Annotated in this window: 17 protein-coding genes and 1 pseudogene; 4 read left to right on the top strand and 14 right to left on the bottom strand. The window is 47.7% G+C overall.

Going from position 1 to position 19,228, the window contains the following annotated elements:
- From AC1DSE_RS13900 to AC1DSE_RS13850, 11 genes and pseudogenes are all read right to left on the bottom strand, one after another.
- Positions 1-209, bottom strand: a 209-nt coding sequence (locus AC1DSE_RS13900; RefSeq protein ID WP_477527794.1) for an SRPBCC domain-containing protein, incomplete at its 3' end; no start/stop codon positions are given.
- A gap of 21 nt (positions 210-230) precedes the next feature.
- Positions 231-485, bottom strand: a complete 255-nt coding sequence (locus tag AC1DSE_RS13895; RefSeq protein ID WP_441880783.1) for a hypothetical protein — start codon at positions 483-485, stop codon at positions 231-233.
- Positions 486-668: 183 nt separating this feature from the next.
- The gene (locus AC1DSE_RS13890) at positions 669-818 is read right to left on the bottom strand and encodes a hypothetical protein (protein ID WP_477509889.1); all 150 of its coding nucleotides are present in this window, start codon (positions 816-818) and stop codon (positions 669-671) included.
- A 46-nt stretch (positions 819-864) separates the two neighbouring features.
- Positions 865-1,128, bottom strand: a pseudogene (locus tag AC1DSE_RS13885) (Gfo/Idh/MocA family protein); the annotation flags it as partial.
- A gap of 437 nt (positions 1,129-1,565) precedes the next feature.
- A complete protein-coding gene (locus AC1DSE_RS13880; protein WP_477527793.1) occupies positions 1,566-4,112 on the bottom strand; it encodes a cadherin-like beta sandwich domain-containing protein in 2,547 nt (848 codons plus the stop codon).
- A 154-nt stretch (positions 4,113-4,266) separates the two neighbouring features.
- Entirely contained in the window at positions 4,267-4,434 is a 168-nt protein-coding gene (locus AC1DSE_RS13875) for a hypothetical protein (RefSeq protein WP_477527792.1), read from the bottom strand.
- Positions 4,434-4,661, bottom strand: coding sequence for a hypothetical protein (locus tag AC1DSE_RS13870; protein WP_477509891.1), 228 nt, complete (start codon positions 4,659-4,661; stop codon positions 4,434-4,436). The genes AC1DSE_RS13875 and AC1DSE_RS13870 overlap by 1 nt, the downstream gene beginning before the upstream one ends.
- A gap of 583 nt (positions 4,662-5,244) precedes the next feature.
- The gene (locus AC1DSE_RS13865; protein WP_477509962.1) at positions 5,245-5,766 is read right to left on the bottom strand and encodes an extracellular solute-binding protein; all 522 of its coding nucleotides are present in this window, start codon (positions 5,764-5,766) and stop codon (positions 5,245-5,247) included.
- A gap of 6 nt (positions 5,767-5,772) precedes the next feature.
- Positions 5,773-5,913: a hypothetical protein gene (locus AC1DSE_RS13860; protein WP_477509892.1), complete on the bottom strand. Its 141-nt coding sequence runs from the start codon at positions 5,911-5,913 to the stop codon at positions 5,773-5,775.
- Between the two features lie 210 nt (positions 5,914-6,123).
- A complete protein-coding gene (locus AC1DSE_RS13855; RefSeq protein WP_477509893.1) occupies positions 6,124-7,455 on the bottom strand; it encodes an alpha/beta hydrolase in 1,332 nt (443 codons plus the stop codon).
- Positions 7,456-8,805: an alpha/beta hydrolase gene (locus AC1DSE_RS13850; protein ID WP_477527791.1), complete on the bottom strand. Its 1,350-nt coding sequence runs from the start codon at positions 8,803-8,805 to the stop codon at positions 7,456-7,458. It lies immediately after the preceding gene.
- Positions 8,806-8,975: 170 nt separating this feature from the next.
- On the opposite strand from AC1DSE_RS13850, the gene AC1DSE_RS13845 reads away from it, so the two are divergent.
- The 4 genes from AC1DSE_RS13845 to AC1DSE_RS13830 all read left to right on the top strand — a co-directional run bounded on the left by AC1DSE_RS13845 (position 8,976) and on the right by AC1DSE_RS13830 (position 11,972).
- Positions 8,976-9,902 (top strand): LacI family DNA-binding transcriptional regulator, encoded by a 927-nt coding sequence (locus tag AC1DSE_RS13845; RefSeq protein WP_477527790.1) that lies wholly within the window; start codon positions 8,976-8,978, stop codon positions 9,900-9,902.
- A 38-nt stretch (positions 9,903-9,940) separates the two neighbouring features.
- Positions 9,941-10,099, top strand: coding sequence for an IS3 family transposase (locus tag AC1DSE_RS13840; RefSeq protein WP_430053991.1), 159 nt, complete (start codon positions 9,941-9,943; stop codon positions 10,097-10,099).
- A gap of 554 nt (positions 10,100-10,653) precedes the next feature.
- The gene (locus tag AC1DSE_RS13835; protein WP_477509896.1) at positions 10,654-11,487 is read left to right on the top strand and encodes a sugar phosphate isomerase/epimerase family protein; all 834 of its coding nucleotides are present in this window, start codon (positions 10,654-10,656) and stop codon (positions 11,485-11,487) included.
- A gap of 14 nt (positions 11,488-11,501) precedes the next feature.
- Positions 11,502-11,972 carry a heme-degrading domain-containing protein gene (locus AC1DSE_RS13830; protein WP_477509897.1) on the top strand — a complete coding sequence of 157 codons (471 nt, stop codon included), beginning with the start codon at positions 11,502-11,504 and terminating at the stop codon, positions 11,970-11,972.
- 85 nt (positions 11,973-12,057) lie between these two features.
- On the opposite strand, the gene thrC is transcribed toward AC1DSE_RS13830, so the two are convergent.
- The 3 genes from thrC to AC1DSE_RS13815 form a co-directional block, all read right to left on the bottom strand.
- Positions 12,058-13,452, bottom strand: a complete 1,395-nt coding sequence (gene thrC, locus AC1DSE_RS13825; protein WP_477527789.1) for a threonine synthase — start codon at positions 13,450-13,452, stop codon at positions 12,058-12,060.
- A 220-nt stretch (positions 13,453-13,672) separates the two neighbouring features.
- On the bottom strand, positions 13,673-18,364 hold the full coding sequence (locus tag AC1DSE_RS13820) for an S-layer homology domain-containing protein (RefSeq protein WP_477509899.1): 4,692 nt from the start codon (positions 18,362-18,364) through the stop codon (positions 13,673-13,675).
- A 269-nt stretch (positions 18,365-18,633) separates the two neighbouring features.
- Entirely contained in the window at positions 18,634-19,170 is a 537-nt protein-coding gene (locus AC1DSE_RS13815; protein ID WP_441880795.1) for a DUF2812 domain-containing protein, read from the bottom strand.
- Positions 19,171-19,228 lie beyond the last annotated feature (58 nt).

Raw genomic sequence — 19,228 nt, 5'->3', positions numbered from 1 at the left:
ATGATGGCCATCTCTTCAAAATGTCCATTCTGCATATCAAATTTTATTAATCCGCCTTCACGCAGGTCCGCGACACGCAGTTCGGGGAACCACTGGGCGAGCTTCTCGTTGTCAGTCAGCATCGACCAGACACTCTCCACAGCATGCTTCAAATTGCGCTCGAAACGGACCGAATAACCATTCTCAGCTTGGGTAATGGATGCCAACATGTATACTCACCTCGTCCTTATTTATTCCTGATTATATTTTTTCTCAAACACAGACCATCGAATCAAAGAAAGAGTAACACCCACGACAACTGAAATAAAAATAATAGGCGCCATTTCGATTTGATCTACACTTTTACGACCAAGTACAATGAGTACTCCCTGAATAATTAAAACGTAAATCAATAAATAAAGCACCCATCTAATAGCGTACGACAGCTTGCCCTTTGTTCTTATCTTGCTCCATTTCTCGCGATTGAATTTGTTGAAGTCATTCACAGGTTATCCCTCACTCAATTACATATTTCTAGTGGTACATACTCCCGAAATAGGATTCAGCACCTTATTTAATATGGCGATTATAACATATGTATAATCAAAATTAGGCTGCAGCAAGAAGAATAATCCTTCTTCACTACAGCCTTGCACGTCAACCGACTATTCATTTTTTGTTATATGAAGCTACGAAAACAACAAAGAATCGCTAATTGCAGGTACATCCATCCACTGTCTCGACTCGGCAGAACGCTCAACAGCTTCAATAACGAGCTGATTTCTATAGCCGTCCTCGAAGTTCGGAGCAGGTTTAATCCCGCTCTGCAGCCCTTCCATGAACGTCGCCATCATATTCCATCATATTAATAAAGGTATGCTCGTAGCCGATAATATGACCATCAATCAGCTTCTTAGCTAGCTGTATCGCAGGCGCAAAACGATAATTATGGCAAATCATATGCATAACGCCTGCTTTTTTTACCGCCTGCAGCATCTCCGCTGCTTGGCTTGCACTGACCGCGAGCGGCTTCTCGCRAATGACATGCTTGCCCGCTTCTGCCGCAGCGATTGCCTGAAGCACAGGCTCTACCGGCGTATCGAAGTAGAATGGCAGGTCGCGATAGGCGTGGCTATGCGCTTTCCCCATAATACAAAAAAAATCGAAATGATCCCATAGTGAACGCAGAATTGGCGCTCCAGCGCATTCTCCTTGATTAAGATCGCGAAACCGTGGCTGTTCAAGTGTTTGTTTTAAAAAATCACCTAAAATCCTCTAAGATATACCCGGTTGAAAGGGTATCCTTCGTGATTATTGGGGTGATTAAGAAAAGTCAAGGGATTTTTTGGTTTGTTCAACAATATACTGACTTTTGGTGATTTTCCATCAGTTGGGATGAACTGCATAAGTCATGTCATCTACAGGTATTATAGCAAGTTTCCAATACCTAATAGAATAGAGCCTCCAAGCCTGCACCTGAGCAGGCCTGAAAGCTCTATTGGTTAACCAACCTTCAATGGCTGATGTCAGGGCAGCAGCAATTTGACTAATAGATCAAGCTGTCGGCTCAGCATAACAAATTGCCTTTATTTGCTCGCTGCTAGATCATCCAATATATATTGAATGATAGCAACGACTTCAGCTCGAGTTGCCGATTCAGCCGGAACAAATAGATTCTTTCCCCGACCCTTCAGGATGCCACGGTCTTTAGCTGTCTTCACAGCATATTTGGCCCAATTTGAAATAAGACGATCATCAGCAAACCCAGTCTCTGGCGCAAGCGCGCCTCCCTCAGGTTCGCCAAGCGCTCTCATAGCTATTACGGCTAACTCCTGACGATTAATTCCCCCCTTTGGTTGGAGGCTTCCATCCGGATAGCCAATAAATAAACCATGCTGGTAACCAAGTGCGATCGCATTCGCTGCATAAGGGGCGATTTGCTCCCCATCACTAAAGCTCGGTTCACTCCCTTGTGCTGGACCAGACCAACCTAATGCCTTAACCAGCATGACGATAAAATCCTGCCTTGATACTTTCTCGTTAGGCCTAAAGGTCCCATCAGGGTACCCCGAAATCCAGCCCTGCTGAACTGCTGACTGTATGATCGGCTCTGCCCATGACCCCAAAATATCGTTAAATGAAATGGGCTTGACGGGACCAACAGGAGTCTCCGTAGTTGGAGTCGGAGATGGCGGAGTATACGGAACAAAAGCTCGGTTTACCCTAATTGTGTATAGCAGTTCTTCACCGCTCTGCGAGACGACTTTAATATGAATATCATTGTTCCCTTGACTCAACAGTAGATCTACGCTGTCGCTAGCACTTGCAACTGGGACGTAGGTCGAGTCATTTACTGATACGCTTACTAAAGCATGACTCTCTGCTGCAACTGGTTTTACCGTTATCGCATAAACCGAATAACCAACGGATGCTTCGTAGTTTACTGTTTCAGGATGAAACAAAGGTGTAAGTGTTCCTGCTGACAAACTCAAATCGCTCAGTGTAGCATTGTGGCTTGGCCGCAAGACTTGTACGGTGTAGATTTGCTCATTTCCCTCCTCGGCCGTTACGCGTATGGCAATCGTATTTAGGCCTGCCTCCAGCGGCAGGGGAGCGCTTGCCGTACTGTTGGTCAAGCTTTGATAGGAACYKCCATTGACACTTACCGCTATAGACGCATTCGTTCCCGCTGCCCAAGGCGTCAGCGTAATCGCATTCTGATTACTCCCCACTTCGGCTGAATAGCTATAAATTCCAGCATCGAATAATGGGCTGAGCGTACCAGAAGAGAGAGATAAGCTGCTTAAATTCGCATCGTTGCTCTGCCTATAAACTGTCAGCACATATTGATTCACCGTCGCTCTGTCCTCGGCGGTGACGCGTATCGCAATCGTATTCAGGCCTGCCTCCAGCGGCAGGGGAGCGCTTGCCGAACCGCTGGTCACGCTTTGATAGGAACTGCCATTGACACTTACCGCTATAGACACATTCGTTCCCGCTGCCGAAGGCGTCAACGTAATCGCACTCTGATTACTCCCCACTTCGGCTGAATAGCTATAAATTCCAGCTTCGAATAATGGGCTGAGCGTACCAGCAGAGAGAGACAAGCTGCTTAAATTCGCATCGTTGCTCTGCCTATAAACTGTCAGCACATATTGATTCACCGTCGCTCTGTCCTCGGCGGTGACGCGTATCGCAATCGTATTCAGGCCTACCTCCAGCGGCAGAGGAATGCTTGCCGAACCGCTGAATATGCTAGTGAATGATCCCCCATTAGCACTGTAGGCGATTAAAGCATTCTCTTCTGATGCTGTAGGCGTTACCATGATGGAATCTTGACTATTTGCTACAACAGCCTCATAGCTGAAGCGTCCGCTGGCGAAATCCGGCTGCAGCAAAGCACTTCCGGATAAGCTTAGCTGCTCCAAAGTTGCATTCGTGCTAGGCTCAGAACGAATAACTTCGATAGTATATTTTCTAGTTTGGGAGCCATCCGCAGAAATCGTTTCAACTGGAATGGCCGTGCTGCCCACTCCAAGCTGGATAGCGGAGCTAGCTTCGCCATCTGTGCCCCCTATTCCATTTATGGACAAGCTACCATCGGCATCGTTTAGAGTAGGAGTGACCTTCGTAGAGACTGTCGAATAAGGAACATGAACGGTGTAATTAAGCGTATTGGCATCGAATGCAATCGTCCCGGCTGAAGTTTCCAGCTTCTTTAGAGCAGCATCGTTGGCCATCGGCCGATGCACATGGAAATTGATCAGTCGAGTGACTGTGCCATCGGAAGAAGTAATTTTTATTTCTATGAGGTTATTAGCCGGATTTAGAGGAAGATGGCCTGTAGATGTCCATTGTCCAAGATTTTTCCAATTATCTCCATTCATTTGATATTGTATCGTTGCATTTTCATCGACGGTCTTGATAGCGAAATAGTACGTAGAAATCGAACTTCTCGGAATGTAAACATCATACTCGTTAATCGTGTTCGAAAGAGAGGGGGTATGCGGATATGTAAATTCAACCCTGTCCACATCCACATTATTGCTCCCAGCCGCCCTAACATAATGACTCAAAGATGCTGGAAGCAGCATGCTAACTACTAACAAGATTAGGCCTATTTTTCTTAACATTAAATGAATTCCCCTTTGCTATTCACTTATTTTTTCCTAACGAAAACCACATCTAGCAAACTAAGTTTATTATATCATATAGACATCACTTATACAGTTCGATGAATTAAGTGGGAATTGTGAGAATCTATGCTTGAATAAACCGGCCACCTGGTCATGAGCAGACGCTTGGGCCAATAGGCAGAAATAATGCTTGCGAAAATTCGTACTTCTGTGTCAAAATCGATATCGATTCGTTCAGATCCCTTTTGGTTTCTTTTACGAACATGGCAACGAGTTTTGAAGAGTCCGCGAACCATTTCGCCGTGGGTGCAGCTCTCATTACTCCTTTTTTCTTTGTTTGCTTGCCATAACGCATAGGCTACTAATGCCTCCGTAGCGAACACGAATTCCATATGCGCGGTTGCTAATGATGAGATAGGCTCCCTTGTACGTTGCAGGGCTGTATTCATAGTCCTCTATGCCAACTTCTTTCAAGCGAACAGTGACGACCGCGGCAATAGGGACACGCTTATCTTTCGAGATCGCTTGCCCTTTCTTGAAGGACAACCAGATTCATACACCAGCGATACGTTTTGGATGAAGAGTCGAACAACCAGCATAAGAAAGGCAATTTTTTGGCGTAGGGATGGGCAATAAGCGTATCATCAAGTTTATGACGTCACCTGGTTTTAGTGCCGTAACGCTAACTTCTTGAAGCCTTGCCGCACGTTTATGACCAAACGTTCTCCATGCAAACGAAGTTGTGAAAAATCGACTAAGTGTATACTGCGCAAGCTTATAGGGTTTGAACATGGTCGCAAGTAAAGCGTCCTTACTGGTTAAAAAAGCCATTTGGTTCACAGACGAGTGGTTTTCCATCTGTTGGTATGAACTGCATAAGTCATGTGATTTTTTTCTACAGGATCTTTCTATACCGTTCATCAAATTAACCACCTGCTCTGAACATTTAATAAAAATGATCAAAGAGCCGCAACCATTAAAGAAAGCCGAGCGAAATCAGTTTATGGTTAACTGAAGATCGTCGGCTTAGCAGTAAGCTTATTAAGGTGATAAGATAGCTGAAAGTGAGTCCACACCTTATAGATTTGCACACTACGTTAATACAATGAAGTCGTTCCCTCTGTCTCTTCTATCCTTTAGTCGCGCCTGCCGCCAGACCGTCAACAAAGTGCCTCTGCAAATACATGAACAGCAGCGTATTCGGTATGGCAATGAATACCGCTCCCGCGGAGATCGGCAATATTTCTTTAAGCAACTCCGCAAAAGTTTGCATTCCCTTAACCGCGCCCTCGTTGTTTAGTCCAATGTCAGCAGAATCCGTGCCTCCGCTCCCGAAGATATAACCACCAGTAGATCCGATGAACGGATAGCTGTAATAGAAAAACGGCACATCGAACATAAACGCGTATTTGTTGCTTTCGGGATCGTTAAACGATCGCCCGAACTCGATGACTTCTTCCATCGTCTTCGGAGGCTCAGAAATCAAATCCTTATTGTAGAACATGGCATAAGTCATGACCTTGATGGGATAGCCGAACAGCCTGTTATTATACGAAGCCGCGGCGACCGCCACGTCCTCGTGCTCGCTGCGCGTCGCGTCCGCAAACTCATCGTTAGGCAGAATCAGCCCGGCGCTTGCCGCCTTGCCCAGATGGTCCTAGGAAGTCGTAATGACGTCTGCCGCAATGCCAGCTGGACCGTCCAGCTCGAATTTTCCGATTTGATCCATCGTTCCAAGCTCCTGCATCTTCACTTCGACGCCGTATAGTTCCGTAAATTCCTTGATGATGGCATCCACAAAAGGCCGGGCTTCTTTGCTCTCCTATACCAGCAAGCTCGCGCCAGTCTCCGGTACAAGCTCCGTATCGATCTTCTCGAACGCCAGATCGAACTGGCTTTGCACGGGAGTTACGCCCGCTCCGGACTCGGTTGTGCCGTTGGAGCACGCGGCTGCGGCGAGCAGCGATAGCGTTAAGAACGCGCCGCGAGTCAGTGTTTTACCCCGTATTCATATCGATTGACTTAGCATCCAACTTTGGACTTCATAATGCAACGTCTTGTTGCTGTCAGCGACGAACCGCCTCTTCGGGACATCCGCCCCCTCCGGGCCTGCTTCCCTTAGACCAGAATGCTCTGAGACGTGAAAAGCAAATCCCGTATTTCTCGGCAGGAAAAGCCGCCTTCGGTAGGAGCGAGGTCCGGACTTCTCCAGTTCCGCCCCCGCATATACTCTCGCCGTTGCCGAGGTATCGTCTGGTACGACAACTTCCAGCTCCACTTCGACCTTTTCGGATAATTCCGGCACGATCCTGATTATTGTCAATGCGTTCAGCCCATGTCCGCTGTATGCGATCTCACAATCCCCCGTCTTGACTGCCCGGATCAAGCCTGTCGGATCGACCGCCGCTGCGCCTTCGGGCGTTACGCGAAAGCTTGCGTCCAGGTCGACCGAAACTAAACCGCTTTCATATGAGACAAGCGGGTATACCCATGCCTCGGCTCCCTCGATCCCGGCGATAGGATCACCGGTCAACTCGGCTGAGACGGGCGATCCTTTGTCTCCGAAGAAGAAGACAAGCGGCGCGTATACCCTCTGCTCCCAAGCTGCCTCGTTATGCTCTGCCATCGGTTCGTAGCAGAACACGAGGTCGTCTCCAGACCGGTAGCCTAGCTTCAAGAAATGCTCCACCATGTGCCTGACGTGATCGACACGCACAGTCATGCCTTCCATGCCGCCAGCATCTATCCATAATTGAAACGGTCCTTTTCCATCGAAAGTCTGAACGATGGGCAGATGCGTCATCGTCTCCTCATTGTATTGGGCAAAATAAGGCGAAACCATGGCCAGCTTGCCAAAAACGTCGGAACGGCGGAACCCGATATGGTAAGTCGCGAGCCCGCCTCTGGACGAACCCATCAGTGCGGTGTGGCGGCTCTCATGCTTCGTCCGGTAAGTACGGTCGATGTAGGGTTTAACTTCCTCCGTCAGGAAACGTTCATAGAACTCTCCCCGGCAAGGGTAGTCGAGCTCCTCCGCGAACGAGCCTTGATGCGCGAACTCGCTGTTTCGCTCCAGCCCCATATTCGAAACCGCCACGACGATCAATTTTTCGATGCGTCCTTCCGCAATCAGACGGTCGCATACGCGGTGCAGGTTCCATGACTGCCCGTTAAATGCTTCATAGAATACGTTCTGCCCGTCATGGACGTAAAGCACCGGATACGTCCTGTCCGCTTCCTGCCCGTAGCCGGGCGGCAAATAAACGAAAATGTCCCTTTCGTTGCGCATAATTTCCGATCGGAAATTCGCGATGGTTTCCACTCGCGAAGGCTGCGTCATTCAAATCTCCTCCTCTCTTCCCGTAACTGGCCTTAAGTCTATCCAATTATGAACCGTGTAAACGACTCTCTTGTCCTCGTCCGTGACAAGCCTTCTGTAACGCATCCGCCCGAAATCCCGATCGACCTCTTCCTTATCGTAGCCCCGGGTGATGAGAAAATCGAACGTTAATCCTCTAGGCAAACTGACCGTTCCGCCATACAATCCTTTGCCGAGCTTCGGAACGCCGAACGTCGCATAAATCTCGGCATCTTCCGGCGTTGTATCCGGCACGCGAATTTCAAGCTCGACGACGACGGTCTCAGATAGCCGTTCCACGACAGTATACATTCTGGCTGCTTCATGGCCCCCATAACGGCAGACGATCGTCGCAGTGCCGGGTTTCCGTGGAAGCAGCCTTCCGTCTGGCGAAATCCCGAGGACATCCGGATTATCCGTCTGGTAATCGGCTCTGAGCAAACTGAAGCGTATGCCGTTGTGAAGCGCGGCAACCGCATTAACGACCACTACAGGCCCGTCGACACCGACGATACCGTCCCCTTCAAGCGCGAGAACCGACACATCGGCGGCTTCGCCAAAGAAGTGCAGCAGCGGCATGTGCGCCCGGCGGCTCCAGTCCCATTCGGAATGCGCGGCTTCCATGTCCAGATAATAATAAAGCTCCTCACCTTGCTTCCAGCCAGCTTGCTGCATATTCTCCGCGACGCTCCGCACGTGGGATGGCATGAAGAATCCCTCCGCCCCACCTATGTCCATCCATATTTTCTGCCCATCGTTATACGGATACAGCCGATACTGCGGCGTTTCTTCCAGCGTGCCGGGATCTACCTGGACGAAAAAAGGCGACAGGATGCCCAGCATGCCGAATACGTCCGGACGGCGGAGCCCGATGTTGTACGTTGCAATGYCGGCCGCCGAGGAGCCCATTAACGCCGTATGCTCCGCATCCGGCAGTGTCCTGAATGCGCGATCTACGATTGGCTTCAGCTCTTCGATTAGAAAATGCTCGTAAAGCTCGCCGACGCAGCGAATAGGATACGCGCACAGGTCGTGGAAATATTCACTGGTTCCGTCCTCGTACTTATGTTCGACCGCTACGATAATAATTGGCCGAATCAGCCCTTCCGCCAATAGTCGGTCCGCTACGCGGTGCATACCCCAGGACTCTCCGGATGGCTTGCTCGGCTCGAATACGTGCTGGCCTACGTGCATGTACAACACGGGATACCTTACGGACGGATCATCGTCATAGCCCGCAGGCAAATAAATGTAGATGTCTCTTTCGTTCCCCAGCCGGGATGCGTGCACCCCGGGTAATACGATCAGCTTCGATTGAGCCGAATTTTCCATATTGCATAGCCCCTCCTGAGAACTTTATTCTTCAAGTTTTAACTTAACCGGTTAAGCGGCTTCAGTATAGGGCGTTTCCCGTGGCTTGTCAACGGGAAGTTTGACATCCTTCCAAGTTCGGACTTATGATTATCTAAACTTTTGATCCTAACGAGGCGGTTACTGATACGATGAAAAAAACGACACTTCGCGACGTAGCCAAAGAAGCCGGCGTCTCCGTCGCCACGGTAAGCTATGTCCTTAATTACGTGAGCACCCAGACGATTCCAGAAGAGACGCGGCAGCGGGTCTTTACGGCAGCGAGCAAGCTTCATTACGTTCAAAATTTGACGGCGAAGTCGCTCTCACTGGGTAAAACCAACGTCCTCGGCGTGCTGTTCGTCAGCACCGGAGACGCCCGCATTCCAAAGCCGGTCAGCTACGGAGCTTTCCTTGACGGATTAGAGCGCCGATGTCGGGAGAAGAGCTATCATCTCCTTGTATCCCAAATTGATCCGGCCAAACCCAATTTCGAGATCATTGCCGAGCGCAAGCTGGATGGCGTCTTTCTGATTGACGCTATGGCCCAATCCTTCCATGCGATATCGAGGAATCTGCAATACGGCTCGCCGCTGGTTATCGTGGACAGCTTGATCGACGATTCCTTGTTCCGGCAAGTCAATCCTGATTTCCAACGATTGTTCAGTGATCTGAACTCGTCATTGCCGGCCGGACAGCCTTATGCACTCATTCACGAACACATGTCGAACGAGCGGTATCACGAAATCATTCGATCCTCTTCGGGATTGGACGAATCGCTCGTATATGCGGCCACCAGTGACGAAGAGTCGCTCAAGCAATTTATCCAGCAGCACGAGAACAAGCCTCTCGTCRTCTTCAACGAATTTTTGGCCTTGCAGGTACTGAAGTACCTGAGCCCGGAGAACCTTGTCGTCGTCTGCACCTCGGAATGCCCGGAACTCCTTCCCGAGCAGGTCACAAAGTTCGTTTTCACTCGTTCCAAGTCCGAGGTCGCTTTCGGCTTGATGAGCGCGCTACTAAACACTCCTTTCGGCACTTCCGAGGATCAGTACATCTCTCTGGGCAAGAAGGATTAAACGGCTGGGGCTCGTCATGAACCTATGAGACATGGAGGATGAACAGATCCATAGAACGAGTAGCTCGCTGTATCTTTAAGACGGATTTCGCTAACCATGCGCATTTCCTCGCGGAAGAACAGTTTGACATCGAACCCCATGATTACGTCCATTGGTTCAATTTCCATAAACCACGGGACACTAGATTATTTTATTAAATGACATGGTTATCTTTAATACGTTTGCAGATGATAAATTCTAATATATTGTGACATGAAGTTAATCCACCAGTTGAACATATACATTTTTCAATTAGTCTTATAATTGAAAAATAKAGTTGCACCTAATCAATTTACAGGAATTCTAAAGGTACCTTAATTAAATAGTCTAAAAGAAATGCTCGCCTTTGAATTAGGCGAGCATTTCTTTCTTTAAAAAAAGCTTAGTAATATTCAGAATTTCTTCAGAAAGTTCCTAGTCAGTAACTAAGCATTCTTCTCTATACTGATATTGTCGGGCGACCTCTACACTATTTATGTCTGCCTTTTTCAATTGTTGCTAGCCTCTTTCATGAGCGCGTGTTTATGCCATTATCATATACATTTCATAAATTGGCTGTCATTCCCTTTGCAGCAACAAAATTTTATTTTTTCAATGGGCTCATCCTCATCAAAAAGTTTGATCTTGTATAAACGCGTGTTCATGTTATACTTTGCTCAACATAAGTTAATCCTGCTAGCGAGAAAATATTCGAACAAAGGATGGGGTTTCGATGAGGCTTGGAGGTCAGGTTTTTCTAGAAAACAAAAATCCTGAAAGTTGGTCAAATGCACTTATACAAGCGGGCTTCCGCGCAACAACCTGCCCCATAGACGGCAATGAAGATATTAGCGAGCTGGATGATTACTTAGCCGCAGCAGCAAAACATGATATTCTGATTTCCGAGGTCGGCGCATGGAGCAACCCTATTAGCCGAAATGAGGAAACAAGGCGCAAAGCTATTGCCTACTGCACGCAGCGTCTGGAACTTGCAGAACGGATGGCTGCGCAGTGCTGCGTAAACATTGCCGGGTCACGCGGCGAACAATGGGACGGACCCGATCCCGAAAATTTCAGCGATGAAACCTTTGAGCTCATTGTAGAGACGACGCGTGAAATTATCGATGCGGTTAAACCAGAGAGAACCGTATTTGCTTTGGAAATGATGCCGTGGGTATTCCCAGATTCGGCTGACTCCTATCTTGCCTTGATCAAAGCGATCGATCGCAAAGGCTTTGGCGTACACTTCGATCCCGTCAATATCATTAGCAGCCCTCGGGCCTATTACCAAAATGGCGAGATCATCCGTGATTTTTTTGCAAAGCTTGGGCCATATATTCGGAATTGCCATGCGAAGGATATTTTGCTGCGCGGTCAATTGACCGTTCATATGGATGAGGTCATCCCAGGCCAAGGCTTGCTTGATTACCGTACATTTCTTACCGAGCTGAACAAGCTGCACCCGGATACGACGCTCATTATCGAGCACCTATCCACCAATGAGCAGTATCAGCAAGCTCGGGAGTACATATGCAAGACGGCTTCAGAGCTTAATATATCGCTGTAAAGGAGATCGGCATAATGAATCACGAACAACCTCTAGAGGAATTGAAGCGCGAGGAAGAGGAGCTGCAATTCGACTCCTTCACGAACGAAACCGCGCTGCAAATCGGGCTTGGGCTCATTGAGCAGGCCAAATCGGAGAACAAGTCGGTAACGATTGATATTCGAAAAGGCGAACAACAGCTGTTTCACTATGCTTTTCCCGGCACCTCGGCAGACAATGATGACTGGGTCATGCGAAAAGCACGCGTCGTCAATCGTTTTGGAGTCAGCTCCTATCGTATGGAAATCGAGTTGCGCGCTGCCGGTACAACGCTTGCCGAGCGTTATTCGTTATCCCCTTCGCTCTACGCTCCTTATAACGGAGCGTATCCCATCTACGCTCGAGGATTCGGGGTAATCGGAACCATTGCTGTATCCGGATTGCCGGATGATCAAGATCATAAGCTGATCACTTCTGTGCTCCGAAATATACTTAAACGAGCCTAAATGTAGGTTCCAATAGAAAAAAGGCAGCAGCGAAAGGATTTCTCCTCTAGATGCTGCCTTTTCCATCGTATCCAAGCATTCATGATTATGCGTTATAAAATGCTTCTAATTCGCTAACGACCGCTGCAAGCGATCCGTCTACGCGAGTCTGACGCTGTTCTTTGCTAAACAGCGAAGCGATTTGCTCAGGGAATTGCTGCTCGATGCCGCAAAGCTCGATGGCTTCGTTGAACTTAGCCGGATGAGCCGTCGCAAGCGAGATCRTGATTCCTTGTTCATTGCTGTATTTATCAGCCGCAGCGACGCCGCAAGCTGAATGCGGATCAAGCAGGTAGCCGTTTTCCGCTTCATATTTCTTAATCGTGCTCAGGCACTCTTGGCCTTGTACGCCATGCGCGCCAAACTCGGCTTGCACTCTGCTCAGCGCATCGCCGGCAATGACGATTTGTCCTTCGGCTTTGAACTGATCCATCAGACTGCGAATTTGAGCAGCATCCTCGCCAAGCACATAATACAAGTAACGCTCAAAGTTGCTGGCTACTTGAATGTCCATCGATGGGCTGTACGTGCTGCGGAAGTCGCCCGGCTTGTACACGCCCTCAAGAATAAAGCGCTCCAAAATATTGTTCTCATTCGTAGCTAGAATGAGCTTACCTACAGGAAGTCCCATACGCTTCGCTAGGTAACCTGCAAAAATATCACCGAAGTTGCCTGTCGGTACGCTAAAGTTAACCTGCTTCGCATCCGTCTGCTTCGCCACTTGGAAGTAGGCATAGAAATAGTAAACCGTCTGCGCCAAGATTCGAACAAAGTTGATGGAGTTGATCGCCGCAAGCTGATTGTTAGCTTTAAAATCAAGGTCAGCGAACAAATCCTTAATCATGCGCTGGCAATCGTCGAAGTTGCCATCTACGGATAGATTGAGCACATTGTCGTCCTGAACCGTCGTCATTTGCAGCTCTTGTACTTTACTTACTTTGCCATGTGGATGTAGAATACAAATCTTGATGCCGTCTTTGCCTTTAACGCCCTCGATTGCCGAAGCTCCTGTATCGCCGGAAGTAGCACCGAGTATATGAATTTTTTTATTTTGCTTCGCTGCAACATACGTATAAAGCTGGCCCATGAACTGAAGCGCGATATCTTTAAATGCAAAGGTAGGCCCGTGGAACAGCTCCAGCAAATAAAGATCATCCTTCAGCTTGCGGACAGGCGTTACTTCCGGGTCACGGAAAGTAGCATAGCTCGCGTACACCATATCCTTCAAATCCTGTGCTGGAATCTCATCATTCGTAAAATGTGAGAATATAGCAAGTACAAGCTCTTGATAGCTAAGATTCTGCCATTCCTTTAATGTTTCAGCTGAAATAACTGGAATTTCGCTCGGAACAAGCAGTCCTCCATCGTTGCCTAAGCCCATCATAAACGCATCGATAAACCCTATTTTGCCAACATTTCCTCTTGTACTAATGTACTCCATCTGTAAATAGCCTCCTACATGCGCACAATTATCGTCAAATTTCGTTATTTAAATCATATCATCGTTTTCCATAATAATCGATTGTTTTCACAACAGTATATCATTTTTATCGTCTAACAAGCTAAAACGCATTCGGCGTTCTTTAGAAAAAAAATATACTGCCTTATATTTAAATAAACGAAAGACATCCCTTATTTTGGGATGTCTCGCGTTAAGCCTGCTATTTGACGAAGTTTGCTACAATCGATGCAATCTCGGCGCGTGTAATCTTTTCCTTTGGCCTGATTGAACCATCCTCATAACCTTTAATGATACCCGCTTCCGTTAATGCTGCTATCGCTTCTTTTGCCCAGCTGGACAAGCTGGGCTCATCCGCAAAGGATGGTTTGGCCGCTCCGGAGGCAACGATCATTTGGTCTTTAACCGCTCTATACAAAATAACGAATGCTTCCTCTCTCGTCATTTCCTGATTCGGCTTGAAGCTGCCATCATTGAAACCAGTTATAATTCCAGCGGCATACAAGCCATTCACATATTTACTATACCAAGCAGTCGGCGTAATATCTCCGAAGCCAGATTCACTGCTTTCTGCTTTGAGGCCTAACAATCTGTAAATAACCGCTGAAAATTCCGCTCTGCTCATTTCCTGATTAGGCTTAAAGCTGCCATCTGGAAAACCGCCCAAAATGTTTTTGTCCGACAGCTTGTTAATCGATGCTGCTGCCCAGTGCCCTGCTGTATCCTTGAAATGCGGCTCTGGGTCTGGGCTCGGTGTTGGAACCGGACTTGGTGTTGGGTTCGTTCCAGGGTTTGGCGTCGGACTAGGCGTTGGATCTGGACTCGGACTTGGTGTTGGGTCCGGGCTAGGGCTCGGTGTTGGATCTGGGGTTGGGCTAGGCTCTACGCCAGTATCCTTCTTTTTCTCCACCGTTACGACAACCTTAGCTGTAAATCCACCGTCTACCGTCACAACCGTAAGGGTAGCTGTTCCTTCTTTTAGAGCTGTAACAATGCCGTTTGTATCGACTGATGCAATGGCTGCTGCATCGCTGGACCATAACACGGCTTTATTATCCGCATTCAGCGGTGCAACTTCTGCATTCAGTTGCAGCTGCTCTTCTTCCTTCAGCATAACCGCATCCTTGTTCACCGTAATTCCTGTTACATGAACAGCCGTATCCGGCTGCTTTAATACAGTAAACGTGAACGTTCTTGTTACAGTTGATTTTCCATCTGAGAGTACAGCGGTCAGTGTTACAATCTGATCTCCATTTTCAAAAACAGGCCGTGCAACAGTACCGCTATTACTAATGATTGACTCATTATCTGATTGCCAAGTAATGGTTGCTCCATGCAATCCAGTCGTTGGCAGCTCGAGATCCGTCAGCACTGCATCCTTGCTGCTATTCTCCCCAAGGAAGCTCAGGTCATCTAATTGATCGGCCGCATGTTGTAGCAGCAGCACCTCCATGCTTGCCAGCTTCTCATTTGCCGCCACATTAAGCTCGCTCACTTCAGAGGCAGGAAGTGCGCCATTATAGATTTGGAAGTCTGCGATCATACCGCCAAAATAAGCGTCTCCCGCATAAAAGGATTTTCCAATAAAACCGCTGATGCCGTTTTTATTGTTAATTTGATCGAGAGTAAAGCCGCCAGCATTACCAGACGAGACTAGCTGGCCGTCTACATACAGCAACAGCTTGTTTTCTGTACCCGACATTACTGCCGTAACGAGCTTCCAATCATCTGATTGGAGCAGCGGCGCTTTCGTCGCCACTTCATTGCGCCACCCATTCGTTGCGATACCGAATCGCGCCGTGTTGTCTGCATTATATTTTGGCGTCATATACAAATAATGTGTATCGCCTTGTCCAAGCGCAAACAGCCATTCTGCACTGTTCTTGCCTTTCCAATTGACAAGGGCAGATACCGTGACATCCGTCAGCCCATCCAAAATACCCTGCGGCATTTCAATATAAGAGCTTGTATTGCCGCCAGCAAAGCTGATGGCTCCCGCTGCATCCGTCTTAATCCACTCCGCGTTGGCAGGGTTAACCCATTTGCCATTGTATTTGCCAGTCTGGTCAATGACCGAAGTGCCTTCCAGCTTGCTCATGTCATAATGGACAATCAGCTCTGTAGGAGTCTCAACAACATCGCCTTTGCTATCCGTTATCATAATCCAGCTAATTTGCGGATCGGAACTGGTGGCGCCTGCATTCGCTGCTCTATGCACCGTCAGCTCCAGCTTTCCGTTATCAACGGCTACATTGCCATAGCTAAGCACATCTTTTGCTGAGGAGAAAACATACCCGCTTGTTTTTACCGTTCCGTTCAGCAAAATATCAGCTATCCGTTTGCCGTTTGAATACTGGGACCACGGGTCGTACAAGCCTACATAAACATCGTAGCTTCCATTATCGATGTCGAAGCGGTACGAGAGATCATTGCCTGCATTGCTTTTCAAATAACGCAATCCATCAAAGATATTGCCGCTGTTCGTACCGGATGTCAGCGTATTGTCACCGATATAACCCCAAGTTTGATTGTTCGCCGGATCATATTTCTGATCGATAACGTTTCCGTTTAGCAAATGATCTTCGCCAATCAATTGAGTAATATCTTTATAATCTGACGTTTCCGCACCGCCTGCATGAACAAAATAAGTGCTGCCCTCTGGAATGACATACATCTGATGTTCGATTACCTTATTGGAGATCTCTGTCAGCTTGCCGCTGACGCGCACCGTCCCCGGAATTTTGAATGACGCTTCATTTATGCTCCAGCTCATCGGCGTATCCTTCACCGTTCCATCCGATAAGGTCACTTGTACAGTAGTCGGAAGTGCTGGCGCTTTGCCAATTGTTGTACTTGCAGGAAGCGGAGTATTCAATGTCACCTTCCCCATGCTGTCGAGCAAATCAAGCGACCACTCATCATGCCATTGAAGGGCAATTTCATCATTTTGACCAAATTCAATCGGCAGCCAAATATAGCGGGAATTCGCAAGATCGTTTTGATTCCAGCGGTCACCCATATAGATGAATTTCCCCGCAGCCGCGTCTACTGTAATCACTTGAGTGCTCTGCGAGCCAAAGGTCGTTGAGCTTCCAGGCGCAACATCGCGCATCGTTTTCCACGGTCCCATCATGCTGTCGGCAACCGTATATTTGCCCACGTTCGGAGCCCAGCCCGTCGCACCGGATGAAATCATGTAATATTTCCCTTGGTACTTAAATAGTGCTGGTGCCTCGCGCTGAGCGAGCGGGAATACGCGCACATAGTCCTCGCCATGCACTCCCTTGTACTCCGTATCTCGCTCCTCGTTGCCGTCTTTATGCCAACCAACAACATCTGTATACGAATCATTGAGCTTGGAGATGTACATCGTTAAATTTTCTTCACTCGAATAAATCAAATAACCGGTGCCGTCGTCATCCTTAAATAACGTCATATCCCGCGCCATGCCTGGCTGATTTGGCTGGCCGTTATCAGTTGCTCCCTTAGGCGCTTGGTCCATGCGGTGGCTCTCTTGATAGACAAAAGGTCCGAGTGGAGAGTCACTAAGCGCATAGCCGGCTTCTGCTTTCGCATAGTTGGCTGTCGATGTCGCACTTGGGCCATCCGTGTGCATCCACATCACATATTTTTTTGTATGATCGTTATAAATGACTTTAGGACGTTCAATGATGCGATCCGTACCGATGTCGTTCAAAATATCAGCTTGATCTGTCCGACCAGCATATAGCTCTGAAATAAGCGGATCATTCTCAAAGTCATCTATGGAACCGATCGCTGTCAGGGCGAGTCCATGATCCTCCCAGTTGTACAAATCCTTGGACGCGTAAACCCTTACCCCTCTGGCAGGCAAATAACCATAGGTTTTATCCTCGCCATACCAGTAATAGGTTTGTGTATTCTCATCAAACATCATGCCAGCGCCGTGCGCTTGAATGAGCGCCCCGTTCGTATCTCTCCAAACCGCACCGGGCTTAAAAGAATTGTATGTCTCTTTAACCGCCAGCTCTGATATCGCCTTTGATAATGCTGCGATAGCCGAAATAATCTGCTCCTGAATTGCGAGATCCGTAATATCCGCACCGGTGCCCACTAACGATTGCAGAATGGAGTCACTCTCTTGAATGGCCTCGTTCAGTACTGCGAGACTGAATGGCGTATATTTCGTGTTTGCTGCTTCAGCTCTTGCTGCTGCAATCTTGTCATCTAAATCAGAAAGTGGAACCGTTCTGTTCTGTCTAATGATGAGATAATTAACGAGTGGATCGTTATAGTTTGAGAGCGCAGCTGTTGCCGGCCCTTGTATCCTTACGTTTAACATCCCATCGGTAACGCTGATTTTGCGATAAGTAACCGATTTTTCAGCCCCTTCACCGCCAATTGCAAAATCACCGCCAGAAACGTTATTCCCTTCCAGCAGCAAGTTCACGCTTCTTCCGCTCCACGGATTATTGAAGCCAAAGGTCACGTCATATTCGCCTGTTGGCAGCTCAAAGTCATAAGCCAGTGCCTTATCTCTAACCTGCGTACCGTTATAATATCTTAACGATCCGGATTTGGTCGTAGCATCCCAGACGTTTGTGCCGCTCGTTGTCGTCACCAAGCCCCATGATTTAGACGTTAGGGGATCTATTCCATATACCTGCTCCGTAACCGAGCTATACAAGCCCAGCTTGTCGTTCCCTTCAACTGTCTTCGGGGTTGAATCACCTGCATTAACGAAATATAAAATATAATCGTTATCCTTCAGCTCCTGCTCTGTAAAATCGTCCGTGACAGCTAAAGCTTCCTCTAGCCCTTCACTTGCTGCGTTTACAGGGGCAAGCGAGGTTAGAAAACTTGCTAATAGAGAGAAGCATAGCGCCAAAGACAGCCATTTCTTTCTTTTCAACAATTGAATTCCTCCTTTAGTTTGGGTATCCGCTCTTTATGTATGCGTTTGCAGATCGTGCTGCTTAGAACGTCTCCATGAATGTTAGCCTAGGTGTACCGTCTCTTCAACTGAACAATTTAGACAGCAATGAACTTCCATTAGACCGCCTAATTCTCCCGAAAATGAAGCGTTTATGTTCACTCAGGTTTGATTTTTTCACCTGCTCAAAACGGTGTGCACACATGTGAAAAAAGAAAAGAGACTGCCCGCGGGCAGCCTCTACTTCTGTGCTATTTATGCAAATCTCGTCTCTTGATAAGCATTCGATTATTGGAAACGATACGAATAATACCATAAACAAACAACCCAACAACGATCATATACAAACCTAAAATGATTAATGACCATGGATTGAACATTTGTAATGGAAAAATGTTAATCAATATAATGGGAAACTGTGCGAATAATACGACTGAAAGCAGGGACAAAATTCTTTTGTTGCGATCAATTAGAGAATCCAGATCGGAGTAGATTTCAGGCCGCACCTCACTGTAGGGCATTCGCCAAATATACCAGCCTGCGCCGGAATATACGAGCTCCCAGCCTGCTTCTTTAAACAGCTGCACATAGTTTGGGTCTTTGTTCATCTGATAGTCGAGGCAATATCTTAGCTTTCTAGTCTCACCCTTCTGGAAATGGAAACGAACGACATTGCCGCTTACTTTCCTCAGATGCCATCCTTCAGCTTCCTCTTGCTCAAGCCATCGCTCTATTTTTTCCGAATCCCAGCTTACCCACCATTTCGTCACCCGTTTCTCGTTATTCATGAAGTTTCCCCTCCACTTTTAAACTATTATGATACAGCTCCCCAATCCGGTTCATCTC

The sequence above is a fragment of the Paenibacillus sp. 01L418 genome, assembly GCF_056400045.1.
This window is presented reverse-complemented; position numbering and strand designations above follow the sequence as displayed.